The following is a 25,981-nucleotide window of genomic DNA, read 5'->3' as shown; positions in this document are numbered from 1 at the left end:
CTAAGTCGCCGTGAGTTCCTTGCGGAGCACCGCACACGGGCGCTTCAGCTGCCGGTCCTCGCGATGGTCGATGACCTCGTAGCCGAGGGCGGTCCAGAAGGCCATGGCCTTCTGGTTGCTGTCGAGGACGGCGAGGCGTGCGGCGGTGCGGTGCGCCGCGCGGAAACGGTCCTCCACGAGGGTGGCCAGGCGGCGGCCGTGGCCCTGGCCGTGCAGGCCGGCGTCCACCAGCAGGAGGCCGATCCACGGGTCCGGGTCGGCCGGGTCGGGGTGGTGGGCGAGGGTGATCGCGATCCCGGTCAGGTGGCCGAAGCTGCGGGCGAGCAGGACATCGGTGCCGGGCTGGGCCCATTCCTCCGACAGGGCGTGTGCCACCTGCTCCGGGCGGATGTCGTGCGGGTCGGGGAAGTCGCCGGTGAGGGTGTGGAACGCGTGGTTGGACGCGTAGAGGGCCGTGAGTTCCGCGAGGAGGGGTCCGGGGAGGGGCCGGCCGGGGGGAGGCGGGAGCAGGAGGTCGAGGATCACGCCGGGAACGTATCGCGGGCGGGGCGGGGCGGGGCGGGGCGGGACGGGGACGGGGACGGGGACGGGGAAACCCCCGGGCCGATGGACCGGCGCCGGGGGCTTCCGCCACAGGTGAGGGCGTCCGTCAGACGTTCACGCCGAAGTCCTGGGCGATGCCGACCAGGCCCGAGGCGTAGCCCTGGCCGACCGCGCGGAACTTCCACTCCGCGCCGTTGCGGTACAGCTCGCCGAAGACCATGGCCGTCTCCGTGGCCGCGTCCTCCGACAGGTCGTAACGGGCGATCTCGGCGCCGCCGGCCTGGTTGACGATGCGGATGTAGGCGTTGCGCACCTGGCCGAAGTTCTGCGAGCGGTTCTCGGCGTCGTAGATGGACACCGGGAAGACGATCTTGTCGACGTCGGCCGGGAGGGCGGCGAGGTTGACGTTGATCGCCTCGTCGTCGCCGGCGCCCTCACCCGTGCGGTTGTCGCCGGTGTGGACGATCGTGTTGTCCGGGGTCTGCTTGTTGTTGAAGAACACGAAGTGGGCGTCCGAGTAGACCTTGCCCTGCGTGTTGACCGCGATCGCGGACGCGTCGAGGTCGAAGTCCGTGCCGGTGGTGGTGCGGACGTCCCAGCCGAGGCCCACGGTGACAGCGGTCAGGCCCGGAGCCTCCTTGGTGAGCGAGACGTTGCCACCCTTGGACAGGCTTACAGCCATTGTTGGGAGTCCCTTCCCTCGTTTACGTACGGCAAAGAAGCTACAGCTACCCCCATGAACGTGGAGAGGGGTACGCGAGGTTCCAGCTCCTTTACTTTCTTTACGCGCGATTATTCGGATGACGTGGACGGGACAGGAGCGGGAACATGGACGGCATGTCTGGTCCCCACGTCATCCGCGGCTCCGTCTCCCTGCCCGAGGCCGAGCTCATGTGGCGTTTCTCGCGGTCCTCGGGACCTGGCGGACAGCACGTCAACACCAGTGACTCGAAGGTCGAGCTCAGTTTCGACCTGGCGAGGACCGAGGCGCTGCCCGAGGTGTGGAAGCAGCGGGCCCTGGAGCGGCTGGCCGGGCGCCTGGTCGACGGAGTCGTCACCGTACGTTCCTCCGAGCACCGCTCCCAGTGGCGCAACCGCGAGACCGCCGCCGTACGCCTCGCCGCGCTCCTGGCCGAGGCCACCGCGCCGCCGCCCAAGCCCCGCAGGCCGACCCGGATCCCCCGGGGGATCAACGAGCGGCGGCTGCGGGAGAAGAAGCAGCGCTCGGAGACCAAGCGCGGCCGCAACGGCCAGAACTGGGGCTAGGGGTTACACCTGGGCCAGCTCGAGCACCCCTACCGTCTGGCCCCCGCTGGTCTCCCCGTTCGTCTGGAAGCCGAGCCCCAGGTAGAAGTCCTCCGGGCCGTCGGGGCCGGGATGCCAGGTGACGTAGAACTGCTCGGTGCCGCGCCGGCGGAGTTCCTCCGCGACGGACTCGACGGCGAAACGGCCGTACCCCCGGCCCTGCTCCCCGGCCGCGATGTTCAGCCGCCACAGGCCCGAGCGCAGCACGCTGCCGTCCTCGTACCAGTCGATGTCGAGGAAGGCCATGAGGAAGCCCACCGGGCGGTCGCCGTCGACGATCAGGCGGGGCCAGGCGACGCCGGGATGCGCGTAGGCCTCGGCGAGGGACTTCACGACCGGGGAGACCGCGTGTTCCTGGTCGGGGCGGACGCGGATGCCGAGCGCGGCGTCGAGGTTCTTGGCGGTGATCTCTTCGAGACGAGGGCCCGTCGTTGTCATGCGCGCACCCTAGGCACGCCGATCGGCCCGAGCCACCGGGTTTTCGCCCCGCCCCGGACCACCGGTTTTCCGCCTCACCCCAGGTGCCGGTACCGCCCCCGGAAGTACGTCAGCGGCCCGCCGTCGGCGCTCGGGACGCGGGCCGTCAGGACGCGGCCGATGACCAGGGTGTGATCGCCGGCGCGCACCCGCTGCTCGGTGCGGCACTCCAGGACGGCGAGGGCGCCGCCGACCAGGGGCGCGTCGGTGTACTCGCCGCGCGTGTAGGGGATGTCCGCGAAGAGCAGGCGGTCGCTGACGCGGCCCTTCATGGCGAAGCGGCCCGCGATGTGCCGCTGGCTCTCGGAGAGGACCGAGACCGCCCACAGCTCCTGCTCCTCGAGCAGTTCGTCCATGCGGGAGCCCTCGCGCAGGCTCACCAGCACCAGGGGTGGGTCCAGGGACACCGACATGAAGGCCGTGGCCGTCATGCCCACGTCCTCGCTGCCCGGCGCCGAGGGGTCGTCCGGGTCGAGCGGCGGCTCCTGCGCGGTCACCAGGACCACGCCCGAGGCCAGCCGGGACATGGCGGCGCGGAACTCGTCGTTGCTCACCCCCTCAGCATGCCCGGAGGCGGGCGGCGGAATGATCGCGGACGTGGCGGTGGGGTTGTTCGGCACATCCGAAACGCTAATCTCCGTCCCGGGCGCCGTGCATCGGCCTCCCGCCCGATCACGGTCTTAGGACTCGCGACGGATTCCCGACGGCTCCCCACGGACCTCCGACGGGCGCCCGGGGAAATATATGTGCGCAATCTGACAAAGTTTGCGTTCGGTAGACGCACGTGAAGAACGCAGAAACTCCACTCAATTGTTCAGGTTTGCCTGTGACTTGAGTCACAAGGGGCAGGAATTGTTGACCCTGTGTACCGAGTGGGCAGCGCGCTGTGATTCAGTGGCTGGGAAGCTGCCAGGACGATACGCCGATGAGAACCCTTGATTCGCTGCGAGGTCTCGGGGGGAGGGCGAGCATGGAGACCGAGTCGGAGCCCTACGTCCGCCTTGCGTCCCTGCGACAACTGCACCAGGTCATGGCCGACATGAACACGGCCCGCAGCCTGGCGGACACCCTGCAGACCGTCGCGGAGGGCGTGGTCGCCGCCCTCGGGTACGAGCTGGCGTGCGTGAACCTCGTACGGCCCGACGGCGATCTCGTCGTCGCCGCCTTCGCCGGGAACCCGGCCGCCGAGGCCCTCATCACCGGCCGCGTCGGCTCCCGCGAGTCCTGGGACCGCCGCCTCGGCATGGGCGAGCACTGGGGCGACCTGGTGTTCATACCGCACACCGAGGGCTGGGTCCTCGACGACGACGACGTCCCGCAGTGGTACACCGACGGCCCCGCCCCCCGCTTCGAGGACGAGTGGCACCCGGCCGACCGGCTCTTCGCGCCGATGTACGCGCCCGGCCCCCAGGGCAACGCGGCCTGCGGCGAGCTGATCGGCGTGCTGTCCGTGGACCGGCCGCGCAACGGCCGCCGCCCCGGTGCCTGGGGCCGTGAGGCGCTCCAGATGTACGCCTTCCAGGCCGCCATCGCGATCAGCAACGCCCGGCTGCGCGCCAACATGCAGCGGGCGCTCGTCCGGCTGGAACGCGAGCAGCAGGCGCTGCGGGCCAGTGAGGAAAGCTTCAGGCAGGCCTTCGAGTACGCCCCGTCCGGCATGGCCATCGCCGAGATGGGCGGCGACCAGCACGGCCGGATCCTGCGCACGAACGACGCCCTGTGCCGGCTGCTCGGCCGCCCCGCGTCCGCGATGCGCCGCTACTCGTTCTCCGACCTGGTCCACCCCGAGGACATAGGCACGCTCCTGCGCACCTCCGCCGAGGGCGGCCGCGCCGAGCTCCGCCTCGGCCGGCGGGACGGCACCTACGTCTGGGTCAGCCTGCGCAACAGCGTGGTCGCGGACGCCGCCGACGGCCCGCGCTTCCTCCTCACCCACGTCGAGGACATCGAGGAGCGCAAGCGCCGCGAGCTCCAGCTCGCCCACCGCGCCTCCCACGACTCGCTCACGGGCCTGCCGAACTCCGCCGAGCTGCGCTCCCGGCTGTCCGCCCGGCTGTGCCAGCGCGCGGCGACCCCGCACCCTGGCGTCGTCGAGTCCCACGACGCGGCCTACGGCCACCCCGCCTTCGACGCGATCGGCCACGCCTTCGACTTCGGGCCGAGCACCGAGCCGTTCGACGCCTACGACCACCATGTGCACACCGTCGCCCCGGACGGCGACCACGACGACGGCACCAAGGGCCTCGCCGTCCTCTTCTGCGACCTCGACGGCTTCAAGTCGATCAACGACCGGTTCGGGCACAACGCGGGTGACGCGGTTCTCATCGAGGTCGCCCGCCGGCTGAGCAACGGCGTCCGCGACGGCGACACCGTCGCCCGGCTCGGTGGTGACGAATTCGTCATCCTCGCCGACGGGCTCGGCCGCGCCGACGCGCAGGACCTCGCGGTCCGTCTGCGGAACGAGATCATCCAGCCCATCCGCGCCGAGGGGCGGGCCGTCCGGGTCGGCGCCAGCTTCGGCATCGGATGGGCACACTGTGGAATGACGGCGGACGAAGTGTTGAAATCCGCTGACGAGCGGATGTACGTCGAGAAACGATCTCGTCCCAAACAACACAGACGCGCGGGCTGAGCCCCAGGTCAGCGAGTGGATGCGGTCTGAGTCACCCGTTTGGGTCACTGGGAGCGGGTAGGCTCGCTCTCTCACGACCCGTACCGCATGCACCGCACCTGACTGAGGAGACCAAGGGATGACGCCCGGCAACAACGGCGCGAGCACGCCCGAGGACGACGACCCGTTCGGTTATCTCTACGCCGACGGGCAGGCCAACGGGGCCCAGCCGCCGTCCGGGGGCTACGGCTACCCGAACTCGGTCAACCGGGTGCGGGCGGTCGGCACACGCCAGTACGGCCAGCAGTCGCAGAACGCGCAGACGGCGCCCTACGGGCAGGTCCCGCAGCAGCAGGGCGGCTACAACCAGCCGAACGCGCACTACGCGGCACCGGAGACGCTGCCCGGCGGTGCCCCCACCACCCAGCAGCAGATGGTGGGCGGTGGCGGTGGCCGGGGCGGCCGCGGCCCGAACACCAAGGGCCTCCTGATCGGCGCGATAGCCGTGGTCGCCGCGGTCGTCATCGGCATCGGCGTGGCCATGCTGGGCGGCGACAAGGACAAGGACGAGCCCGACAACCAGGCGGGCACGACTCCGACCCAGTCCGAGGAGTCGAAGCCGAGCCCTTCGACCAGCAAGGCCGGAGCGGCCAAGCAGGATCTCCCGGAGACCGACGCGAAGGCCCTGCGGCTCAGCCCCGGCATGACGACGGCGTCCGACTTCAAGGGCGCGAAGGCCGACGGCGGGGTCTATGTGACGGGCTTCAACCAGGTCGGTGCCAAGGTGACCTGGACGGTCGACGGTATCGAGAAGGCCGGCAGCTACCGGCTCAACGTTTACTACGGCGTCCCCGGCACCGACGCCGACGCGACTGTGGTGGTCAACGGCAAGGCCAACACCCAGCCCCTGGACATGCGCAACTTCGGGAACACCCCCAAGGGCAACTGGGAGCAGGGCTGGAAGAGCACCTGGGCCATCGTTAACCTGACCAAGGGCACCAACACCATCGAGCTCGCCTGCAACGAGGGCAACAAGTGCGATGCGGTGCTCGACCAGTTCTCCCTGGCCCCGCCCAAGGGCTGACACGATCGGCGCTTCACCACGGCGGTCGTCCTCCTGCACGACGCGGGAGGGGACCCGCCGTCGTTCTGGCGCGACGGGCTCAGGTCACGCGACCCGGCCCCACTCCAGGCAACGCGTCGCCGCGTACCTCTTCTTGCCACCCCAGTTCACCTCGTGCCAGCGGTTCTCGGTGGGCGAGCTGCTGGTGCACTTGTAGTTGCCGCCGTCCACCGCGCTGCACCCGGCGACCCAGCACTTCACGATCTTCCCCTTCTTGAGGGTGCCGACCTTCCGGGACGTGGTGCTGGGCTTCTCGCGGATGGTGACGTCCCTGACGTCACTCCAGCCACCGCCCCAGTCCTGCGCGACCGCCGGGCCCGTGACGACCGAGGCGGCTGTCGGAGCGGCCGTGGCCGCCGAGTTCATGGTGGCGACGAGACCCACGGAGGCAATGCCGGCCATGGCAAGCCTTGCGATCTTGTTCAACGGTAGTTCCCCCAACAAGAGGTCGATCTTGGTCGCTTGTGATCCTAGGCGACAAGGGCGGTACAACTAAGCGATTTCGAGCGGGTGTTCGTCAGGCCGCCGACGCCTCGCCGGTCACCGCCACCCGCCCCAGCAGCTCCTCGTACACCCCCCGGTCGAACTCCCCGGCCACCGGCGCTGCCACCGTCGCTGCCGACAGGGCCACCGCCCGGATCAGACGATCCGGCCACGTGAGGTGTTCGACCAGACCCGACAGCAGCCCCGCGACCGCCGAGTCGCCCGCGCCCGTCGGGTTGCCGCGGACGGAGGTCGGTGGGGTGGCTCGCCAGCGGCCGTCTCGGGTGACTGCCAGGAGGCCCTGGGGGCCCAGGGACGCGACCACCGCGCCCGCGCCCCGGCGGCGGGCGTCCTGTGTGGCGCGCAGGGGCTCGTGGGAGCCGGTCAGTTCCGCCAGTTCGTCGGCGTTCGGCTTGATGATGTCGGGGCGGGCCGCGACGCCCCGGCGCAGGGCTTCGCCGCTCGTGTCCAGGAGGACCGGGATTCCGGTGGTACGGGCCGTACGGACCAGGCCGGCGTACGCACCGACCGGCACGCCGGGGGGCAGGCTGCCGCACAGGGCCACTGCCGAGGCGGAGGGGAGCAGGTGCTCGTAGGCCTCCTGGAAGGCCGACCACTCGGTGGGCGTGATCACCGGGCCCGGTTCGTTGAGCTGCGTCGTGTCGCCGGTCTGCTCGTCGACCACGGCGATCGTGCGGCGGGTGGCACCCGAAACCGGGACCAGCGCGTCCGCCATGCCCGGCACCGCCGCGAGCAGCTCCTGCACGACCCGCCCCGTCGCCCCGCCCGTGAAACCGGTCACCGTCGTCTCGTGCCCTAGGGCGGCCAGGACCCGGGCCACGTTGACGCCCTTGCCGCCGGGGCGTTCCGTCACCTCGGAGACGCGGTGGGAGGCGTGCGGCCTGAGGGAACCTACGCGGTAGGTGATGTCGAGAGCGGTGTTCAGCGTGACCGTGAGGATCACCTGGGCCGACCTCCCCCCGGACGCGCTTGTTTCCGTGAACGTTCCCTGATCATGCCAAAGAGACGGCTGTCGGCCCAGTCCTGGAGTCGGCCACCGTCTCCCGACTGGGGGATGGATCAGCCCAGTTGGGGACCGACCACCCATTCACCCCGGCGCATCACGCCCTTGAGGTCGTATGCGGAGTCCATCAGCAGCAGGTCGGCGTACTTCCCGGGCTCCAGTGAGCCGATCGTGTCGGTCATGCCGAGCAGGCGGGCGGGCGTCGCCGAGAGTGCCTGCACCGCGTCCTCGACGGACAGGCCGTCGACCGTGACCGCCCGCTTGAAGGCGCGGTCCAGGGTGAGGGTCGAGCCGGCGATCGAGCCGCCCGCCACCAGGCGGGCCACGCCGTCGGCGACCTCCACCTCCAGCGGGCCGAGCCAGTAGCGGCCGTCGCCGAAACCGGCCGCGTCCATCGCGTCCGTGATGAACGCCACCCGGTCCGCGCCCGCGCGGTGGAACGCAAGCTGGAGTGCGGCGGGGTGCAGATGCGTGCCGTCGTCGATCAGCTCGATGGTGATCCGGTCGTCCTCCAGGAGCGCGGCGATCGGGCCGGGGGAGCGGTGGCCGAGCGGCGGCATCGCGTTGAAGAGGTGGGTGGCGACCGTCGCGCCCGCGTCGATCGCCTCGACCGTCTGCTCGTAGGTCGCGTCGGTGTGGCCGATCGCCGCGATCACGCCGTGTTCGGCCAGCAGGCGTACGGAGTCGATGCCGCCGGGCAGCTCGGTGGCCAGCGTGACCATCTTCGCCCTGCCCCGGGCCGCGTCGATCAGCTTGCGGACCTCCGCCGGGTCCGGGTCGCGCAGCAGTTCCTCGGAGTGCGCGCCCTTGCGGCAGGGGGAGATGAACGGTCCCTCGAAGTGGATTCCGGCGATCTCGCCCTGTTCGGCCAGCTCGCTCAGCAGGCCCGCGCGCTCGGTGAGGAAGTCCATGTCGCCGGTGACGGTCGAAGCGACCAGGGTGGTCGTGCCGTGCAGGCGGTGGGTGTGGATGCCCTTGAGGATGTCCTCGACCGACCCGGAGGTGAAGGAGGCTCCGCCGCCGCCGTGGTTGTGGATGTCGACGAAGCCGGGGAGTACGTAGTGGCCGGTCACGTCGATGACCGGGGCGTTTTCGGGGGCCGCTCCCGTGATCCGGGTGCCGTCGATGGTCACCTGGCCGTTTTCGACCGGTCCTGTGGGGAGGACCACGGTTGCGCCGGCGAGGACCGTGGGGACTTCTGACGTTGCGGGGTGCGGATGGTTCGTGGCTGGTCGCGCAGTTTCCCGCGCCCCTGGGTGGGCTGCCATCAGGGCGTTACCTCCATACGGTCGGTCGATGCCAGAAGATCCCAGGCCAGCAGGCCCGCCCCCAGACAACCGGCGCTGTCGCCCAGAGCCGCGGGGACGAGTGACGGCTGTTTCTGGAAGGTGATGCGGCGACGGATGGCTTCCCGTAGCGGCGTGAACAACGTCTCCCCCGCCTCCGCCAGCCCGCCGCCGATGATCAGGGTGCGGGGATCCAGCAGAGTCAGGGCCGTGACCAGGCCGTCGGCCAATGCGTCCACGGCGTCCTGCCAGACCGCCCGAGCCCTCGGATCCCCCGACTCGACCGCCTTCGCGCAGTCCGCCGCGTCCGCGCCCGGGTCGCCGGAGGCCGTCGCCCAGGCCTCGCTCACGGCCGCCGCCGAGGCGAAGCGCTCCAGGCAGCCGCGCTGCCCGCAGGGGCACTCGGACCCGCCGGGGCGTACGACGATGTGGCCGATCTCGCCCGCGAAGCCGTGCGCGCCCGCCTCGACCCGGCCGTCGACGCCGATGGCGCCCGCGATGCCGGTGCCCAGTGCCACGAACAGGAACCGGTCGGCGCCCCGGCCCGCGCCGACCCGACCCTCGGCGAGGCCGCCGGTGCGCACGTCGTGGCCGAGGGCGACCGGGACGCCCAGCCGCTCCGCCAGCAGGTCGCGCAGGGGGACGTCGCGCCAGCCGAGGTTCGCGGCGTAGGCGGCGACGCCCCGCGCCTCGTCGACGATGCCGGGGACGGCCACGCCGGCGGCGGCCGCGGGCGTGCCGAAGTGCTCGGCGCCGTACGCGCGCAGCTCGGCGGCGAAGCCGAGGATGCCCGCGACCACGGCGTCCGGTCCGCGCTCGCGTCCGGTGGGGCGGCGGGCGCGGTGCAGCAGCTCGCCCCCCGGTCCGGCCAGGGCGGCCTTCATTCCGGTGCCGCCCACGTCGAGGGCGATGACATGTCTCACGGGGACAGTGTGACCCGGGGACCCGCAAGAGGTCTAGTCCACTCACGTGGTGTAGACCTTATTCCGATTATCGAAAGCTTTCGTTGGCGGTCACGCCAGGGTTGGGGAAGAACAGCGGTGCAGCGGCGGCGGATGGCAGGAACGATCGCGGTGGTGTCCGCGCTGGGCATGACGGCGGTCCTCGGCGGCTGTGGCGTGACGGGCGGCTCCGCCGACGTGACCCTGAAGCTGGTCGCCGCCGACTACGGCGACAGTGCGGCCAACAGTTCCAAGAAGTACTGGGACAAGCTCGTCGAGGAGTACGAGGCCGACAACCCCGGGGTGAAGATCGACGTCAGCGTCTACTCCTGGAACGACGTCGACCGAAAGGTCAGGGAGATGGTCGCCGCCGGTGACCCGCCGGACATGGCGCAGATCGGCGCGTACGCCGACTACGCGGCGCAGAACCAGCTCTACAAGGCCGACGACCTGCTCTCCATACCCGTGCAGGCCGACTTCGTCGGGCAACTGGCCTCCGCGGGACAGGTCAAGGGCGTGCAGTACGGCATGCCGTTCGCCTCCTCCACGCGCGTGCTCTTCTACAACAAGACCCTCTTCGCCAAGGCCGGCATCACCCCGCCCGAGACCTGGGACGACCTGGCCGACGACGCCGAGGCGCTCAAGGACGAGGGCGTGAAGTACCCCTACGCCCTGCCCCTCGGCCCGGAGGAGGCCCAGGCCGAGACGATGCAGTGGATGCTCAGCGGCGGGGGCGGCTACGCCGACACCGTCGGAAGCTACGGCATCGACTCCCCGGAGAACATCGACACCTTCACCTGGCTGAAGAACGAACTGGTCGCCAAGGACCTGACCGGGCCGGTCGCGCCCGGCGAGCTGAACCGGGCCGCCGCGTTCTCCGCCTTCGCAGAGGGCGAGGTCGGCATGCTCAACGGCCATCCGTCCCTCATGAAGATCGCCGCCAAGCGGGGTGTCGAGTACGGCATGGTGCCGACGCCGGGCAAGGAGGGCCCGAGCAAGTCCACGCTCGGCGTCGCCGACTGGATGACGGCCTTCCGGAAGAACGGCCACCGCGACCAGGTCGGCGACTTCCTCGACTTCGTCTACAGCGAGAAGAACGTGCTGGCGTTCTCCCGCGAGTACGACCTGCTGCCGGTCACCAGCTCCGCGTCCGCGACCATGGCCGCCTCCGGCCGGGACCGGCACCTCAAGCCGTTCCTGGAGGAGCTGGTGGCCTCCGAGCTCTACCCGGTCGGCAAGACCTCCTGGGCCGACGTCAGCGCCCAGGTCAAGAAGCAGATCGGCAAGGCCGTCGCCCCCACCGGCAGCCCCTCGGGCGTCCTGGGCCACCTCCAGGCGGCGGCGACCCGGGCGGAGAGCGCGGAGTAGTCCCGCTGTCGGTGGCGGGCGCTACGGTGCCTGGCATGGACGAGGACACGGGTGACGAGCGGCTCGGGCGCAGGGAGCGGGACATCCTCGCGCTCGAACGCCGCGGCTTTTCCGGGCCCGGCGCGAAGGAGCGGGCCATACGGGAGGAGCTGGGCCTCGCCCCCGTGCGCTACTACCAGCTCCTCAACGCCCTGCTGGACGACCCCCGGGCCCTGGCCCACGACCCGGTGACGGTGAACCGGCTGCGGCGGATACGGGAGACGCGCCGGGCGGAGCGCTAGGACGCGTCAGCCGAGCCGGTCCGCCAGTGCGCGCAGCAGGCTCACGACACCCTCCGGGCCGTCCACCACCACGTCCGCCCGTTCCCTCAGCTCGGTCACCTCGTCGCTGCCGCTGCACACCAGCAGGCCCGGGGTGCCGTCCGAGCGGAGCTTGTCGACGGCCGAGTAGGCGGGCAGGTCGCCCAGGTCGTCGCCGGCGAAGAGGACCGACCCGGCGCCGATCTCCCGGGCGAATCCGGTGAGGGCGGCGCCCTTGTCCATGCCGGGCGGGCGCAGCTCGAGGACCATCCGGCCGGGCTCCACGATCAGTCCGTGGCGGCCCGCCAGCCCGGCGAGCGGTTCGCGCAGGGAGTCCAGCGCGGCCTGCGGATCGGCGGCCCGGCGGGTGTGCACGGCCACCGCCCGGCCCTTGTCCTCGATCCAGGTGCCCTGCGACGCGCCGAACCGGTCGAGGAGCTCGTGCAGCTCGGTGCGGACCGCGGCGACGCCGGGATGCGGTTCGGGGGCGCTGATCTCGCCGGTGCGGGCGTCCCAGCGTTCGGCGCCGTAGTGGCCGAGGACCACGAGGTGCTCCAGGCCCGGGACGTCGGCGAAGCCGCCGTTGCGCACCGCGACCTCGGCCGGCCGTCCGGTGATCACCGCCACGGCGGCCACCTTCGGCGCGAGCGCGGCCAGCGCGGGTACGGCTTCCGGGTGGGCCCGGGCCCGCTCGGGGTCGGCCACGATCGGCGCGAGTGTCCCGTCGAAGTCGAGGCCGATCAGGGCCTTGCCCGGGCGGGCGAGGAGGACGTCCAGACCTTCTCGTCCGGCTTTCGTGGTGGGCGCCGGCAGCGGGGAGCCCGAGGGACCGGTCATCGGCGATCAGCCCCTCAGCGCGTCGAGCTGGTCCAGGAACCACTGCGCCGGCGGCAGTGCGGTCGCCGCCGCGGACAGCCGCTTGCTGCGCTCGGCGCGTTCCTCCGGGCGCATCGAGAGCGCCTCGTGCAGGGCCGCCGCCGTCCCCGTCACGTCGTACGGGTTCACCACGAGTGCGTCCTCGCCCAGCTCCTCGAACGCCCCGGCCTCCCGCGACAGCACCAGCGCGCAGCCCGCGTCGGAGACGACCGGGACCTCCTTGGCGACGAGGTTCATGCCGTCCCGGATGGGGTTGACGAGCGCCACGTCGGCCAGCCGGTAGGCGGCCAGGGAGCGGGCGAAGTCGTCCTTGAGGTTGAGTACGACCGGGGTCCACCCCGGCGTCCCGTACTCGGCGTTGATCTCCTCCGAGACCCGCCGCACCTCGGCCGTGTAGTCCCGGTAGACCGCGAGGTCCTGCCGCGAGGGATAGGCGAAGGCCACGTGCACCACGCGCTCGCGCCACTCGGCGTGGGTCTCGAGGAGCCGGCGGTAGGCCAGCAGGCCGCGCACGATGTTCTTCGACAGCTCGGTGCGGTCGACCCGGACGATGGTGCGGCGTCCTTCGCCGATCTCCTCCCGGAGTGCGGCCATCCGCTCCTCTACGTCCGCCTCGTGCGACCGCTTCCGCAGGAAGTCCGCGTCGGCCCCCAGCCCGTGCACGCCGATCCGCGTGCCACCGAGCCCGCCGGCGAACTGCTCGGCGCACGCGGTGAACGCGTCCGCCCAGCGCTGTGTGAGGAAGCCCAGCCGGTCCGCGCCCAGCATGCCGCGCAGCACCTGCCCGGCCACGTCGTCCGGCAGCATCCGGAAGTACTCGGGCGGCGCCCACGGCGTGTGTGAGAAGTGGCCGATCCTCAGGTCCGGCCGCAGCTCGCGGAGCATCCCCGGCACCAGCGTCAGGTGGTAGTCCTGCACCACCACCGCCGCGCCCTGCGCCGCCTCCTCGGCCAGCGCCTCGGCGAACGCCCGGTTGTACGTCTCGTACGACGTCCACTGGCGCCGGAACTCCGCGTCGAAGACCGGCTCCAGCGGCGTCTGGTAGATCATGTGGTGCACGAACCACAGCACCGAGTTCGCGATGCCGTTGTACGCGTCCGCGTGCACGTCGGCCGGGATGTCCAGCATCCGCACGCCGTCCTCGCCGACGCCCCGCCGGACCGCCTCCCGGTCGCCGTCGGACAGAGCCGAGCACACCCACAGCGCGTCCGCGTCCGAGCCGATCGCGGACAGCCCCGAGACCAGCCCGCCACCGCCCCGCTTGGCGTCCAGCGAACCGTCGTCGCCCACCGTGTAGGAGACCGGGCCACGGTTGGAGGCCACCAGCACCTGTGCAGCACCGTACGTTGAAGCCATAGCCCTCAACCTAGCCCGGGCCGGAAACGCTCAAACGTACGGACCTGACCCACCCGGCCGAAAACGGCCCCGGTCAGGCCGCCCTCCGGGCCTGGTACTCGGCGATGTCCACCATCGGCGGACGTTCCTCGGTGTCCACGGAGTAGGTGCGCGGCTCGAAGCCGTCGCCGCCCCGCTCGAACTGCGTCAGGGACGGCCGGATCAGGTGCCCGCGGGCCAGCCGCAGCTGGGCCGTGCGGTAGATCGCGGCGGCCATCCGGCCCAGCGCCTGCCCGTCCTGGTGCCGGTGCTTGCGCACGCCGATGTCCACCTGGGCGAGGGCGTCCAGGCCCACCAGGTGCAGGGCGTCGACCAGCATGCCCAGCTCGACGCCGTACCCGACGGGGAACGGCAGCTGTTCCAGCAGCGAACGGCGGGCCGCGTACTCGCCGCCGAGCGGCTGCACGAAGCCGGCGAGCTGCGGCCAGTGCATGTTGAGCAGCGGGCGGGCCATCAGCTCCGTGACCCGGCCGCCCTGCCCGGCCGCGCCGCCGAGCGGACGGTCGTACATGCCCTTCACCAGGTCGATGTCCGGGTCGGTGAGCAGCGGGCCCACGATCCCGGAGACGAAGTCGGACGAGAAGTCCCTCAGGTCCGCGTCGATGAAGCAGACGATGTCCCCGCTGGTGACCAGGAGGGACCGCCACAGCACCTCGCCCTTGCCGGGCACGGCCGGGACGCGCGGGAGGATCTCGTCGCGGTGCACCACCGTCGCGCCCGCGGCGGCGGCCACCTCCGACGTACGGTCGGTCGACCCCGAGTCGACGACGACGAGCTCGTCGACGAGCGGCACCTGCCGCATCAGGTCGTGGCGGATGACGGCGGCGATGTCGCCGACCGTCTCCTCCTCGTTCAGCGCGGGCAGCACGACGCTGACCGTCCGGCCCGTGCGTTGCTTGGCGGCGAGGATCTGGTGGAGCGGGCGATCGGTCGCGGACCAGGAACGGGTGCTCAGCCAGCGCTCGACTTCTTCCAGCACCGTGGCGGCTCCTCTGCGTACTCTCGGCGGGACGGACTGTGAGCCATCTCGCGGTTCGGACGACTATCTCAACTGTCCTGGTCGTCGGTTACAGTCTTGAACAACGCGGATGACCATCGCATGTCCGGGGTCAGCCGTTGTTTACAACCGAATACAGCTCATCCAGAGGGGCAGAGGGATACGGCCCGATGAAGCCCCGGCAACCCTCCAGCCGATACTCGTAGGTCACTGTCGACCGCTCCGCGAGGTCCCGGCTCGGGAAGGTGCCAAATCCGTCTCACGGCGAGATGCGTCGTGAGGAAGATGAGGAAGGGCCTCGCCTCACATGGCTGTGCAGACTGTTGCAAGCACCACTGACTCCACCGTAGACCTCGGTCCCGCCGCGGCGCTGAGCTGCCGCGAGTGCGGTCACCGCGTACCCCTCGGCCCGGTCTTCGCGTGCGAGGAGTGTTTCGGTCCGCTGGAGATCGCCTACGACTTCTCGGCCTACGACACCGAGGAACTGCGCAAGAAGATCGAAGCGGGACCCGCGAACATCTGGCGCTACGCCCCGCTGCTGCCGGTCCCGGCCGACGTGGCGACCAAGCCGAACATCAACCCGGGCTGGACCCAGCTCGTCAAGGCCGACAACCTCGCCCGCGAGCTGGGTGTCGACGCCGGCAAGCTCTTCATCAAGGACGACTCCGGCAACCCGACGCACTCCTTCAAGGACCGTGTCGTCGCCCAGGCCCTGGAGGCCGCCCGCGCCTTCGGCTTCACCACGCTGTCCTGCTCCTCCACCGGCAACCTCGCCGGCGCCGTGGGTGCCGCGGCGGCCCGCGCCGGCTTCCGCTCCTGCGTGTTCATCCCGCACGACCTGGAGCAGGGCAAGGTCGTCATGGCCGCGGTCTACGGCGGCGAGCTCGTCGGCATCGAGGGCAACTACGACGACGTGAACCGCTTCTGCTCCGAGCTGATCGGCGACCCGGCGGGCGAGGGCTGGGGCTTCGTCAACGTCAACCTGCGGCCGTACTACGCCGAGGGCTCCAAGACCCTGGCGTACGAGATCTGCGAGCAGCTCGGCTGGCGGCTGCCCGACCAGATCGTCGTGCCGATCGCCTCCGGCTCGCAGCTCACGAAGATCGACAAGGGTCTTCAGGAGCTGATCAAGCTCGGACTGGTCGAGGACAAGCCGTACAAGATCTTCGGCGCGCAGGCCGAGGGCTGCTCGCCGGTGTCGACGGCCTACAAGGCCGGCCACGACGTCGTACGCCCCCAGAAGCCGGACACCATCGCCAAGTCGCTGGCGATCGGCAACCCGGCGGACGGGCCGTACGTGCTCGACATCGCGCGCCGCACGGGCGGTGCGGTGGAGGACGTGAACGACGAGCAGGTCGTCGACGCGATCAAGATCCTCGCCCGGACCGAGGGCATCTTCGCGGAGACCGCCGGTGGTGTGACCGTGGGCGTGGCGAAGAAGCTGGTCGAGAACGGGGTGCTCGACCCGTCGTTGACGACCGTTGTGCTGAACACGGGCGACGGTCTGAAGACGCTGGACGCGGTGGCCGGGACCGGGCTCACTGCGACCATTCGGCCGAGCCTGGACTCGTTCCGTGAGGCTGGGCTCGTCTGATCGTTGTCTGCTGCGGGCCGGTGGGGCTGGTCGCGCCCACGCGGCGGAGCCGCACATCGACACAGCCCCGCGCCCTTGAGGCCTGAATCCCACCGGAGGTTTTGAAGTATGAGCGTCACCGTTCGCATCCCCACCATCCTGCGTACCTACACCGGCGGCCAGGCCGAGGTCGCCGCCGAGGGGGCGACCCTCGGCGAGGTCATCGCCGATTTGGAGAAGAACCACACCGGGATCGCCGCCCGGGTGCTGGACGACCAGGGCAAGCTGCGCCGGTTCGTCAACGTGTACGTCAACGACGACGACGTGCGGTTCGAGCAGGGGCTGGAGACGGCGACGCCGGACGGTGCCGGGGTGTCGATCATTCCCGCCGTCGCGGGTGGCTGAACCGGTCGACCGGCTTGATTATTACCTTCGGTAACGGCGGTTACTGAGAGCTCATCGAATTGCCCCCTCCGTGAGAGAAGCGGAGGGGGCAATTCTGTGTGATTGAGCGCGGTACAGTTGGGGAACGCAGCGCCGATCTCCTGATCGGGAGCCCTTAATTCCTGCCGCGCGCCCGACAAGATGTAGCCAAAGTGTGTGCGTCTTTCGCGGCTTTTGTTCCTTTTGTGTGGCCCGACTTGCCCTGAAGTCGGGCGAATTCTCCCCACATTCCGGATCCTGCGCGTCCAGAATTCTCGTCCGATTGACCTGTTGCAGACGGCAGTTGGACAGATACATTCAGCCGCGGTCGACGCGTTCCGGCGCACGCCCCCAACCGTGGGGGGTGAGGTCTGACCCGGGTCCGCGAAGTGTGGATCTGTGCAAGGGCCAGTAATAGGGGAGTTAGGCATGGCTCAGGGCACCGTCAAGTGGTTCAACGCGGAGAAGGGGTACGGCTTCATCGCGGTCGACGGTGGTGCGGATGTTTTCGTCCACTACAGCGCGATCCAGATGGACGGCTACCGCACCCTGGAGGAGGGCCAGCGGGTCGAGTTCGAGATCTCGCAGGGCCAGAAGGGACCGCAGGCCGACATGGTTCGCGTCTCTGCCTGAACGCGCACCACGACCAAGCGCAAGCGACCGGTCTTCTCTGAAGGGCCCGCACCCCCCGGGGTGCGGGCCCTTCGACCTGTTCGGGGCCGGTGGCCGGGGTGGCGGGCGCTCTTCGGGCGACCTCTCGTCGAGGGCCGCCGCGCCCGAAGGTGCCTCGGAGTCCGCCGCCCGGGTGCGCGGATATGAGCTCGCGCCCGGACCGGCTCGCGCGGGCATTACGGCCGCCGTGGGTCGTCGGTCCAAGCGTTTCCCGGCCCGCTCGCGTCGGCCTCACCGCCGCGGTGGGCCGTGGACCAGGTCTTTTCCCGGCTCGCCCGATCCGCCGTGGCGCTGTCGGCGGCCTGTGGCCGAGCCGGGCGCGCCCTGTTCGCCGGGGGCTGAGTGCCCGCTCGAACCGTGGGAGTCGCTTGCACTCGCCATGCCCGAGTGCTAATCATTGCGTTAGCACTCTGAAGGTGAGAGTGACAACGTAAGGACCGGGTCGGTGAGGCCCGCAGGCCAGGTGGGAAGGAACCACGGGGTCAGCGAGCCGTCCGTCGCGGGCGCGGGCGCGGTCCGAAGTAATCACCCCCAGTCCTGGAGGGACCACTTCACATGGCCAAGATCATCGCGTTCGACGAGGAGGCGCGGCGCGGCCTCGAGCGCGGCATGAACCAGCTCGCGGACGCCGTCAAGGTGACGCTCGGCCCCAAGGGCCGCAACGTCGTCCTCGAGAAGAAGTGGGGCGCCCCCACGATCACCAACGATGGTGTGTCCATCGCCAAGGAGATCGAACTCGAGGACCCGTACGAGAAGATCGGCGCCGAGCTGGTCAAGGAAGTCGCCAAGAAGACGGACGACGTCGCCGGTGACGGTACGACCACCGCGACCGTTCTCGCCCAGGCCCTGGTCAAGGAAGGCCTGCGCAACGTAGCCGCCGGTGCCAACCCGATGGCCCTGAAGCGCGGTATCGAGCGCGCCGTCGAGGCCGTCTCCGCCGCCCTGCTGGAGCAGGCGAAGGACGTCGAGACCAAGGAGCAGATCGCCTCCACGGCCTCCATCTCCGCCGCCGACACCCAGATCGGCGAGCTCATCGCCGAGGCCATGGACAAGGTCGGCAAGGAAGGCGTCATCACCGTCGAGGAGTCCCAGACCTTCGGTCTGGAGCTGGAGCTCACCGAGGGTATGCGCTTCGACAAGGGCTACATCTCGGCGTACTTCGCGACCGACATGGAGCGTATGGAGGCCGTCCTCGACGACCCGTACATCCTGATCGCGAACTCGAAGATCTCCAACGTCAAGGACCTGCTCCCGCTCCTGGAGAAGGTCATGCAGTCGGGCAAGCCGCTGCTGATCATCGCCGAGGACGTCGAGGGCGAGGCCCTGTCGACCCTGGTCGTCAACAAGATCCGCGGCACCTTCAAGTCCGTCGCCGTCAAGGCCCCGGGCTTCGGTGACCGTCGCAAGGCGATGCTCCAGGACATCGGCATCCTCACCGGCGGCGAGGTGATCTCCGAGGAGGTCGGCCTCAAGCTGGAGAACGCCACGATCGACCTCCTGGGCAAGGCCCGCAAGGTCGTCATCACCAAGGACGAGACCACCATCGTCGACGGTGCCGGCTCCGCCGACCAGGTCCAGGGCCGGGTCAACCAGATCCGCGCCGAGATCGAGAACAGCGACTCGGACTACGACCGCGAGAAGCTCCAGGAGCGCCTGGCGAAGCTGGCCGGCGGCGTGGCCGTCATCAAGGCCGGTGCCGCCACCGAGGTGGAGCTCAAGGAGCGCAAGCACCGCATCGAGGACGCCGTGCGCAACGCCAAGGCGGCCGTCGAGGAGGGCATCGTCGCCGGTGGTGGCGTGGCCCTGCTCCAGGCCTCCCAGGTGTTCGAGAAGCTGGAGCTCGAGGGTGACGAGGCGACCGGCGCCAACGCCGTGAAGCTCGCCCTGGAGGCCCCGCTGAAGCAGATCGCCGTCAACGGTGGTCTCGAGGGCGGCGTCGTCGTGGAGAAGGTCCGCAACCTCCAGGTCGGCCACGGCCTGAACGCCGCGACCGGTGAGTACGTCGACATGATCGCCGAGGGCATCATCGACCCGGCGAAGGTGACCCGTTCCGCTCTGCAGAACGCCGCCTCCATCGCCGCGCTGTTCCTCACCACCGAGGCCGTCATCGCCGACAAGCCGGAGAAGTCCGCCGCGCCCGCCGGCGGCGGCATGCCGGGCGGTGACATGGACTTCTGATCGACCCGGTCGATCAACGTCCTTGCCGAGGGCGGCACCTCCTGTTCCGACAGGAGGTGCCGCCCTCGGGCGTGTCCTGGATCACAGCGCGGACGGGATGGGGTGGGCGGGTCCGGATGGTTGGACAGTACGTCCTATGCGTATGCACATACTGTCCGGTATCCAAAGAGGAGCCCCCACGTGACCGTCGACGCCTCCGCCGCCTCCCGCGCCGCCGAAATCCTGTCCCGGCCCGTATCGCTGGGCGGCCTGACCGTCCCGAACCGGATCGCGATGGCGCCGATGACCCGCATGTTCTCCCCGGGCGGCGTCCCCGGCGACGACGTCGTCTCGTACTACTCCCGCCGCGCCGCCGCCGGCGTCGGCCTGATCGTCACCGAGGGCACCTACGTCGGCCACGAGTCGGCCGGGCAGAGCGACCGCGTGCCCCGTTTCCACGGTGAGGAGCAGCTCGCGGGCTGGGCGAAGGTCGCCGAGGCGGTGCACGCCGCGGGCGGCACGATCGTGCCGCAGCTGTGGCACATCGGCATGGTCCGCAACCAGGGCGAGCCCCCGGTCGCGGACGCCCCGGCCGTCGGCCCCTCCGGCCTGCGCATCGGCGCCGACGAGCCCACCGGCAAGGCCATGACCCAGGCCGACATCGACGCCGTCATCGGCGCGTTCGCCGAGGCCGCGGCCGCCGCCGAGCGCATCGGCTTCGACGGCGTGGAGATCCACGGCGCCCACGGCTACCTGCTCGACCAGTTCTTCTGGGAGGGCACCAACCGCCGCTCCGACGCCTACGGCGGCGACCCGGTCGCCCGCGCCCGGTTCTCGGCGGAGATCGTCGCGGCCGTCCGCGAGACCGTCTCCGCGGACTTCCCCGTCATCTTCCGCTACTCGCAGTGGAAGCAGGACGCCTACGACGCCCGCCTCGCCGAGACGCCCGAGGAGCTGGAGGCCATCCTGGCCCCGCTCGCCGCGGCCGGGGTGGACGCCTTCCACGCCTCCACCCGCCGCTACTGGCTGCCCGAGTTCGACGACTCCGACCTCAACCTCGCCGGCTGGACCAAGAAGCTCACCGGCAAGCCCGCCATCACCGTCGGCTCGGTCGGCCTGAACGGCGACTTCATCAAGGCCTTCCAGGGCGAGGGCGCCGAGATCGGCGACCTCGACAACCTCCTGGACCGTTTCGAGCGCGACGAGTTCGACATGGTCGCCGTCGGACGCGCCCTGCTCCAGGACCCGCAGTGGGCGCAGAAGGTCCTGTCCGGCCGCTTCGAGGAGCTGGCGCCGTACGACCCGGCGGCGCTGAAGACGCTCAGCTGACCCCACGGGATCCGCACGGGGTGCCCTGGATTCGCTTGCGTCAGTCAAGGACACTGACCGAGCGCCTGTTCACCGGCACCCCGTGAGGAGACCCAGAGATGACGACGACCGAGTCCCACCCCCCGACCGGCGCCTCAGCCGGGCAGCCCGCACCGGTGGTGCGCACCGCCGCCGGCGCCGTACGCGGCCGCAGGGAGGAGGGCCTCGCCGTCTTCCGCGGCATCCCCTTCGCCGCACCCCCCGTGGGCGAGGCGCGTTTCATGGCACCGCGCCCCGCCCACGCCTGGGACGGCATACGGGACGCGTACGCCTTCGGCCCGCCGCCCCCGCAGGACCTCGGCAACCTCGGCGGCCCGGGCCTGCTCGACGTGCCCGAGGGCGACGAGTGGCTCACGGTCAACGTCTGGACCCCCGAACCGGACCCGGGCGCCCGCCGCCCGGTGATGGTCTGGATCTACGGCGGCGCCTACAAGCTCGGCCACTCCGGCAGCCCCGGCTACGACGCCCGGCGCATCGCGGCCGACGGTGATCTCGTGGTCGTGTCCCTCAACTACCGCGTCGGCATGGAGGGCTTCGCCCACATCGACGGCGCGCCCGCCAACCGCGGCCTGCTCGACCAGGTGGCCGCGCTGGAGTGGGTACGCGACAACATCGAGGCGTTCGGCGGCGACCCCGGCCAGGTCACGGTCTTCGGCGAGTCGGCGGGCGCGGGTTCGATCGCCTCGCTGCTCGCCATGCCGAGGGCGGCGGGCCTGTTCCGGCGGGTGATCGCGCAGAGCGTGCCGGGGACGTTCTTCTCGGACGCCCTGGCCCGTGACATCGGTGCCGCTCTCGCCGCGGAGATGGGACTGCGCCCCACGGTCGCCGACCTGGCGGCCGTCGCCCCGCGCGAACTGACCTCGGCGGGTGAGTCGCTGAGCGGCAAGATGCTCCAGTACGTCGACCGCTGGGGCCAGGCGGCGCCGACGGTGACGCCCTTCTCGCCGGTCGTCGACGGCGAGGTCCTTCCGGTCATGCCCTGGCAGGCGCTGGCGGCCGGTGCGGCCGAGGACGTCGACCTGCTCGTCGGCCACAACCGCGACGAGTACCGCCTCTTCGTCGCCATGGCGGGCCGGCTGGGCCAGATCTCCGAGGAGAGGGCGACGGCGGCCCTCCGCCTCTTCGCCCCGGGCCCCGACGGCGAACAGGCCTACCGCGCGGCCTTCCCCGACGCCACCGCCGGCGAACTCTACGAACGCGTCCAGACGGACTGGCTGTTCAACATGCCCTCCCTGCACCTGGCCGAGGCGCAGCACGCGGGCGGCGGCCGCGCGCACGTCTACGAACTGACCTGGCCGGCTCCGGGCAACGGCGGCGCGCTGGGCGCCTGCCACGGCCTGGACATTCCCCTGCTCTTCGGCACGTTCGGGGCGGACCTCGGGCTGCTGCTGTTCGCGGGCACGCAGCCGTCCGCCGAGGCCGAGGGGCTGTCGTCCCGTTTCCGTCAGTCCTGGACGGCGTTCGCGAGGACGGGGGACCCGGGCTGGCCGGCGTACGAGGACTCGGAGCGGCTGGTGCAGGTGCTGGACGCGGAGCCGGTGGTGAGGGCGTACCCGGAGGAGAGGTCGCGGCGCCTTTGGGAGGGCCATGACTTCTCGGCCCTGCCCCTGCTGTGAGTCACAGGTTGCCCATCGGCTCGATGTCGACCTTGACCGGCGTACCCCACACGCGCAGCACCTCGTAGTCGGTGAACTCGTGCACCAGCCGGTACGCCATGGCGGCCCGGGGAGCCTTGCGCTGGGCGGCGATGAACAGCTCGGCCTCCCGGCGGTCCCGGCGCGGGGTGCCGCACAGCTGCCAGGTCTGGCCGTTCCACAGCTCCGGCAGCCAGCGCTGCTGGGGCTGGGGGCGGTCGCCACTGACGCCGTAGCGGGACTGGACCGGCTCGGTGGGCCGGTGCTGCGGGGCGGGGCCGTTGAACTCCGCGCGGCGGGCGGCCCGGCGCCGGGTCTCGCACAGCAGGCACAGGTCGGGGGCGGCCTCGTCGACCGGGCCGTTCGGATGCTCGGGGCAGCGCGTGCTGGGCGCCGCGTTCGAGACGCTCTCTTCCAGCAGGTCCAGGGCGCGCTTCAGATCCGCCTTGACCTCGTGCAGTTTGCCGTCCGGCGTGTCGGAGGTGAGGGCCTCCCCGTGCTCACCGACGAGACGGAGGGCACGGCCTAGGGCGGTGAGCTGGGCGTGGTTCATGGGTCCATTGTCGTCAGTCGGCGTAGTCCTTGAGTTTCTCGGTGTCCAGGGAGATGTTCACGGGGGCGGGGAGTTCGACGGTGGCGCCCCAGGGGTGTCGGGAGATCTGCTGGTAGCGGCCGTCTTTCGGTTCACTGTGGACGGTGAGTGTGTTGTTGTCGCGGTCGATGAGGAGGTAGACGGGGATGTCGGCCGCCGCGTATCCGACGGGCTTGTCGATGCGGTCGCGTTGGTCGGTGTCGCGGCCGTGGGAGGTGATCTCCACGGCCATGAGGGCACCGTCGGGGTCGGACCACTCGCGGTCGCCCTTGAAGTGGTCCACTGGCGCGAGGAATCCATCCGTGCGGGCCCGGCCCTTGCGGTAAGCCTCTGCCTTGACACCCCGCTCCGGTGCGAGATCCAGGTCGGGTCGGTGCTGCATGCACTGGCGCAACAGCCACAAGAAGATCGATGTGTGGTTGCCGTCCGGCATGGCTTTGACCTCTACCTTTCCATTGACGTACTCCAGCCGCACGGTTTCGGGGGCCACCGCGGCAAGCTCCTCGAACTCGTCCACGTCGAGCGGACCGTGCCGGATGCACAGCCGCCCGCCCAGGAACTCCAGCCTGTTCCGGATCTCCCTCGGGGCCCTGCGGACGAGTTCGTCGAAGTCCTCGACATCCATCTGCGGGCGGTCGGTCGTGTCTCGGGTCATGGCGTCGCCTCCTTCCCTCCATCGTGCCCCGGGCTGGTGGCGGCGGACCGTAGGTGCCGTCATGTGCGTGCCTTCTCTCGGCGTCGTTGGGACATCGCGGCGCGGATCTGGGCCGCGCGGTCGTGGACCGTGGGGGCGGGCAGGGGTGCAGGGGGTTGCGCGGGGGCGCGTTCGCCCCGGCAGGCGCTGCAACGGCCCCCTGGCAGGGACTCCGGACGCCCCGGAGCACCGCAGTTCGCGCACTCCAGCACCCGCAGAGACGGTCGCGGGGCGGGTGGAGGCGGGAGTTTGCTGGTCAGGCGGTTGCGGACCAGGGCGGCGGGGTGGTGGACGGGCGTCGGCAGGCCGGCCGTGAGCGCACGCAGTACGTCCTCCTCCGAGGCGCCCCGCTTGAACCACTCCGTCACCAGCGGGGCGAGCGTCGCGCAGTCGGCCTGGGAGAGGGACAGGACGGGCGCCGTGCGGCCGAGGGCGGCCAGGAGGATGTGGGCACGGGAGCGGGTAGGACGCCGCTGCTTCGGTACGTCGCCCCGTGTGAAGGCCGCCCACCAGTCATCGTCCCGGGCCGTGCGGGACCACCACGATCGGGTGATCCAGCGGGAGCTGCCGTCGTTCGCCGTCACGCACTCCCGGCCCCGGCGCAGGTGTCCTGCTTGCTGGATGCGGTTGAGGGCGGTGCCGAGGGCGCACTGGCCGTACGGGAGGTGCTTGGCCAGCGTCTTTACGGAGATGTCGGCGCCGTCGGGGAGCCGGTCCAGGTAGGCGGCGATGGCGGCTTCGCGGGGTGGGAGCAGGGCGAAGTCGTGGTTCGAGCGCGGGAGTTGGTCAGGGGCGGAGCGCTTGCCGTAGCCCGGGCTCGCCATCGGATGCGCGGATGGGTGCGCGGACGGGGAGGCAGCACTAAAGTTGGGTTCAGCCATGGGATCGGTCGCTTCGATCTCGTTGGTAAGCCCCCGCAGGTGTTGGCGCACCGGGCGGGGGCTGTTGCTTGTGCACGAACGTTAGAGGCCTGTCACTGTCCGTGGCAAGCCGAACGCGTCAAGTCAACACGCGGGGTGGGAGGGTGGGTTGAGGCCCTCTATCCATTCCTTGAAAAGGGCGCTCGAAGCCCGGGTCCCGAAGCTCAGGCGGTGCCGTCCTTGAGGTTCGCGACGAACGCCGCCCACGCGGTGGTCCGGAACACGAGCTTCGGGCCGGTCGGGTTCTTGGAGTCGCGGACGGGAACGGCGGTGGGGAAGTCGCGGGTGACTTCCAGGCAGTTGCCGCCGTCGCCGCCGCTGTAGGTGGACTTGTCCCAGGTGGCCGCGTCCAGGTGGTGCTCAGGTATGCGCCTCATGGGCGTAATCCTGCGCCATGCCCTCGATCAGAGCCATAGAGTCCCCAGGCGAAAATGCGGAGGCGATGAGGAGTTCGTACCTGAATCGCTGCTCCTTCACCGTGGCCGGGTCGTCCTCCAGGCGCCCGGTGCCGACGCCTTCGAAGTAGACCAGTGGAGGGGCGTCCGCGAAGTCCATCAGCTTGATGGCGCCCTGCATGGCCGCGTGCGCGCCCGCGCTGAAGGGCAGCACCTGCACGATGGCCCGACCTCGCTTGGCCAGATCGGCGATGTGCCGCAGGGCTTCGGCCATCACCTGGCTCCCGCCGGTCACACGCCGCAGAGCGGCTTCGTCAATCACCGCCCACAACAGGGGCTCTGTTGGATCGTCGAGGAGCCCGACGCGCTCCATCCGCGCGGCCACCAGTTCCTCGATCTGTTCTTCCGGCGCCGTCGGCTGGTAGGCACGGCAGACGGCCCGTGTGTAGGCGGGCGTCTGAAGCGGGCCGGGAATCAGCAGCGGTGCGTACTCCCGGATCGCCGTCGCCTGCGCCTCCGCCTCCGCCGCCTCCGCAAAATGCTCCGGATACTTCGACTTCGCCGCCGCCCCGCAGTTCCGCTGGAAGAAATCCCCCGTCCCCAGCACCTCGTCCAGCAGTCGCGCGTACTCCCGCTGCATCCTGCGCGTCCCCGCCTCCAGCTGCCCGATGAACGACCCGCTCACGAACAGCCGCTGCCCCAGTTCCTCCTGGCTGAGCCCCGCCTTCTCGCGGGCGTGGCGGAGTTCGGCGCCCAGGAGGGCACGAGGGGAGGAGGACGGGTCGAGGTCCCTGGATCCGGGCATGGGTAACTCCCTGTCGGACA

27 protein-coding genes and 1 riboswitch are annotated in these 25,981 nt (G+C 70.7%); of the genes, 11 read left to right on the top strand and 16 right to left on the bottom strand.

Features of this window, described 5'->3' with window-relative positions:
• Complete coding sequence (locus ABFX81_RS25535) at positions 1 to 525, bottom strand: GNAT family N-acetyltransferase (RefSeq protein ID WP_346138704.1); 525 nt, start codon at positions 523 to 525, stop codon at positions 1 to 3.
• Between the two features lie 124 nt (positions 526 to 649).
• Positions 650 to 1,225 carry a TerD family protein gene (locus ABFX81_RS25530; protein WP_086851133.1) on the bottom strand — a complete coding sequence of 192 codons (576 nt, stop codon included), beginning with the start codon at positions 1,223 to 1,225 and terminating at the stop codon, positions 650 to 652.
• Between the two features lie 146 nt (positions 1,226 to 1,371).
• Here ABFX81_RS25530 and arfB point away from each other — a divergent pair, with 146 nt between their 5' ends.
• Positions 1,372 to 1,809: an alternative ribosome rescue aminoacyl-tRNA hydrolase ArfB gene (gene arfB, locus ABFX81_RS25525; protein ID WP_086851135.1), complete on the top strand. Its 438-nt coding sequence runs from the start codon at positions 1,372 to 1,374 to the stop codon at positions 1,807 to 1,809.
• 3 nt (positions 1,810 to 1,812) lie between these two features.
• Here arfB and ABFX81_RS25520 read toward each other — a convergent pair whose 3' ends face one another.
• Together ABFX81_RS25520 and ABFX81_RS25515 are read right to left on the bottom strand one after the other, a co-directional pair.
• Positions 1,813 to 2,286, bottom strand: coding sequence for a GNAT family N-acetyltransferase (locus tag ABFX81_RS25520; RefSeq protein ID WP_086851137.1), 474 nt, complete (start codon positions 2,284 to 2,286; stop codon positions 1,813 to 1,815).
• Between the two features lie 74 nt (positions 2,287 to 2,360).
• Positions 2,361 to 2,945, bottom strand: coding sequence for a flavin reductase (locus tag ABFX81_RS25515; RefSeq protein WP_086851139.1), 585 nt, complete (start codon positions 2,943 to 2,945; stop codon positions 2,361 to 2,363).
• A gap of 350 nt (positions 2,946 to 3,295) precedes the next feature.
• Between ABFX81_RS25515 and cdgB the strand changes: the two genes are divergently transcribed.
• Entirely contained in the window at positions 3,296 to 4,957 is a 1,662-nt protein-coding gene (cdgB, locus tag ABFX81_RS25510) for a diguanylate cyclase CdgB (RefSeq protein WP_086851141.1), read from the top strand.
• A gap of 118 nt (positions 4,958 to 5,075) precedes the next feature.
• Complete coding sequence (locus ABFX81_RS25505) at positions 5,076 to 6,020, top strand: carbohydrate-binding protein (protein ID WP_086851143.1); 945 nt, start codon at positions 5,076 to 5,078, stop codon at positions 6,018 to 6,020.
• An 84-nt stretch (positions 6,021 to 6,104) separates the two neighbouring features.
• Here the strand turns inward: ABFX81_RS25505 and ABFX81_RS25500 are convergent, their stop codons facing one another.
• The 4 genes from ABFX81_RS25500 to ABFX81_RS25485 all read right to left on the bottom strand — a co-directional run bounded on the left by ABFX81_RS25500 (position 6,105) and on the right by ABFX81_RS25485 (position 9,775).
• Positions 6,105 to 6,461, bottom strand: coding sequence for a hypothetical protein (locus tag ABFX81_RS25500; RefSeq protein WP_086851146.1), 357 nt, complete (start codon positions 6,459 to 6,461; stop codon positions 6,105 to 6,107).
• Between the two features lie 115 nt (positions 6,462 to 6,576).
• Positions 6,577 to 7,506, bottom strand: coding sequence for a hexose kinase (locus ABFX81_RS25495; RefSeq protein WP_086851148.1), 930 nt, complete (start codon positions 7,504 to 7,506; stop codon positions 6,577 to 6,579).
• 116 nt (positions 7,507 to 7,622) lie between these two features.
• Positions 7,623 to 8,837 (bottom strand): N-acetylglucosamine-6-phosphate deacetylase, encoded by a 1,215-nt coding sequence (gene nagA, locus ABFX81_RS25490; RefSeq protein WP_487222177.1) that lies wholly within the window; start codon positions 8,835 to 8,837, stop codon positions 7,623 to 7,625.
• A complete protein-coding gene (locus ABFX81_RS25485; RefSeq protein ID WP_086851151.1) occupies positions 8,834 to 9,775 on the bottom strand; it encodes an ROK family protein in 942 nt (313 codons plus the stop codon). Before ABFX81_RS25485 ends, nagA begins: the two co-directional genes overlap by 4 nt.
• A 132-nt stretch (positions 9,776 to 9,907) precedes the next feature.
• Between ABFX81_RS25485 and ABFX81_RS25480 the strand changes: the two genes are divergently transcribed.
• Together ABFX81_RS25480 and ABFX81_RS25475 are read left to right on the top strand one after the other, a co-directional pair.
• Positions 9,908 to 11,161, top strand: a complete 1,254-nt coding sequence (locus ABFX81_RS25480) for an extracellular solute-binding protein (RefSeq protein ID WP_086851169.1) — start codon at positions 9,908 to 9,910, stop codon at positions 11,159 to 11,161.
• 35 nt (positions 11,162 to 11,196) lie between these two features.
• Positions 11,197 to 11,442 carry a DUF3263 domain-containing protein gene (locus tag ABFX81_RS25475; RefSeq protein WP_086602669.1) on the top strand — a complete coding sequence of 82 codons (246 nt, stop codon included), beginning with the start codon at positions 11,197 to 11,199 and terminating at the stop codon, positions 11,440 to 11,442.
• Between the two features lie 6 nt (positions 11,443 to 11,448).
• On the opposite strand, the gene otsB is transcribed toward ABFX81_RS25475, so the two are convergent.
• The 3 genes from otsB to ABFX81_RS25460 form a co-directional block, all read right to left on the bottom strand.
• The gene (otsB, locus tag ABFX81_RS25470; protein ID WP_086851153.1) at positions 11,449 to 12,297 is read right to left on the bottom strand and encodes a trehalose-phosphatase; all 849 of its coding nucleotides are present in this window, start codon (positions 12,295 to 12,297) and stop codon (positions 11,449 to 11,451) included.
• A gap of 6 nt (positions 12,298 to 12,303) precedes the next feature.
• On the bottom strand, positions 12,304 to 13,692 hold the full coding sequence (locus tag ABFX81_RS25465) for a trehalose-6-phosphate synthase (RefSeq protein ID WP_086851155.1): 1,389 nt from the start codon (positions 13,690 to 13,692) through the stop codon (positions 12,304 to 12,306).
• A gap of 73 nt (positions 13,693 to 13,765) precedes the next feature.
• The gene (locus tag ABFX81_RS25460) at positions 13,766 to 14,710 is read right to left on the bottom strand and encodes a glucosyl-3-phosphoglycerate synthase (RefSeq protein WP_086851157.1); all 945 of its coding nucleotides are present in this window, start codon (positions 14,708 to 14,710) and stop codon (positions 13,766 to 13,768) included.
• A gap of 155 nt (positions 14,711 to 14,865) precedes the next feature.
• Positions 14,866 to 15,020, top strand: a riboswitch (SAM riboswitch).
• Between the two features lie 15 nt (positions 15,021 to 15,035).
• Between ABFX81_RS25460 and thrC the strand changes: the two genes are divergently transcribed.
• The 6 genes from thrC to ABFX81_RS25430 all read left to right on the top strand — a co-directional run bounded on the left by thrC (position 15,036) and on the right by ABFX81_RS25430 (position 22,537).
• Entirely contained in the window at positions 15,036 to 16,322 is a 1,287-nt protein-coding gene (gene thrC, locus ABFX81_RS25455) for a threonine synthase (RefSeq protein ID WP_086851159.1), read from the top strand.
• Between the two features lie 108 nt (positions 16,323 to 16,430).
• Complete coding sequence (locus ABFX81_RS25450) at positions 16,431 to 16,706, top strand: ubiquitin-like small modifier protein 1 (protein ID WP_010035955.1); 276 nt, start codon at positions 16,431 to 16,433, stop codon at positions 16,704 to 16,706.
• 447 nt (positions 16,707 to 17,153) lie between these two features.
• A complete protein-coding gene (locus tag ABFX81_RS25445; RefSeq protein ID WP_010035953.1) occupies positions 17,154 to 17,357 on the top strand; it encodes a cold-shock protein in 204 nt (67 codons plus the stop codon).
• A gap of 594 nt (positions 17,358 to 17,951) precedes the next feature.
• A complete protein-coding gene (gene groL / locus ABFX81_RS25440) occupies positions 17,952 to 19,574 on the top strand; it encodes a chaperonin GroEL (protein ID WP_086851161.1) in 1,623 nt (540 codons plus the stop codon).
• A 180-nt stretch (positions 19,575 to 19,754) separates the two neighbouring features.
• The gene (locus ABFX81_RS25435; RefSeq protein ID WP_086851164.1) at positions 19,755 to 20,882 is read left to right on the top strand and encodes an oxidoreductase; all 1,128 of its coding nucleotides are present in this window, start codon (positions 19,755 to 19,757) and stop codon (positions 20,880 to 20,882) included.
• Between the two features lie 98 nt (positions 20,883 to 20,980).
• Positions 20,981 to 22,537 carry a carboxylesterase family protein gene (locus tag ABFX81_RS25430; RefSeq protein WP_086851166.1) on the top strand — a complete coding sequence of 519 codons (1,557 nt, stop codon included), beginning with the start codon at positions 20,981 to 20,983 and terminating at the stop codon, positions 22,535 to 22,537.
• 1 nt (position 22,538) lies between these two features.
• Here the strand turns inward: ABFX81_RS25430 and ABFX81_RS25425 are convergent, their stop codons facing one another.
• The 5 genes from ABFX81_RS25425 to ABFX81_RS25405 form a co-directional block, all read right to left on the bottom strand.
• A complete protein-coding gene (locus tag ABFX81_RS25425) occupies positions 22,539 to 23,108 on the bottom strand; it encodes a hypothetical protein (RefSeq protein ID WP_086851168.1) in 570 nt (189 codons plus the stop codon).
• Between the two features lie 13 nt (positions 23,109 to 23,121).
• Positions 23,122 to 23,802 carry a Uma2 family endonuclease gene (locus ABFX81_RS25420; protein ID WP_346138702.1) on the bottom strand — a complete coding sequence of 227 codons (681 nt, stop codon included), beginning with the start codon at positions 23,800 to 23,802 and terminating at the stop codon, positions 23,122 to 23,124.
• A 59-nt stretch (positions 23,803 to 23,861) separates the two neighbouring features.
• Positions 23,862 to 24,665, bottom strand: a complete 804-nt coding sequence (locus ABFX81_RS25415; RefSeq protein ID WP_346138701.1) for a hypothetical protein — start codon at positions 24,663 to 24,665, stop codon at positions 23,862 to 23,864.
• 260 nt (positions 24,666 to 24,925) lie between these two features.
• Complete coding sequence (locus ABFX81_RS25410) at positions 24,926 to 25,138, bottom strand: DUF397 domain-containing protein (protein WP_086848199.1); 213 nt, start codon at positions 25,136 to 25,138, stop codon at positions 24,926 to 24,928.
• Positions 25,122 to 25,961 carry a Scr1 family TA system antitoxin-like transcriptional regulator gene (locus ABFX81_RS25405; protein ID WP_086848201.1) on the bottom strand — a complete coding sequence of 280 codons (840 nt, stop codon included), beginning with the start codon at positions 25,959 to 25,961 and terminating at the stop codon, positions 25,122 to 25,124. The genes ABFX81_RS25410 and ABFX81_RS25405 overlap by 17 nt, the downstream gene beginning before the upstream one ends.
• Positions 25,962 to 25,981: the final 20 nt, after the last annotated feature.

The sequence above is a fragment of the Streptomyces coeruleofuscus genome (assembly GCF_039532725.1).
Taxonomy (GTDB): Bacteria; Actinomycetota; Actinomycetes; order Streptomycetales; family Streptomycetaceae; genus Streptomyces; species Streptomyces coeruleofuscus.
The sequence above is the reverse complement of the archived record's forward strand: the minus strand, read 5'-3'. Positions and strand labels throughout refer to the sequence as shown.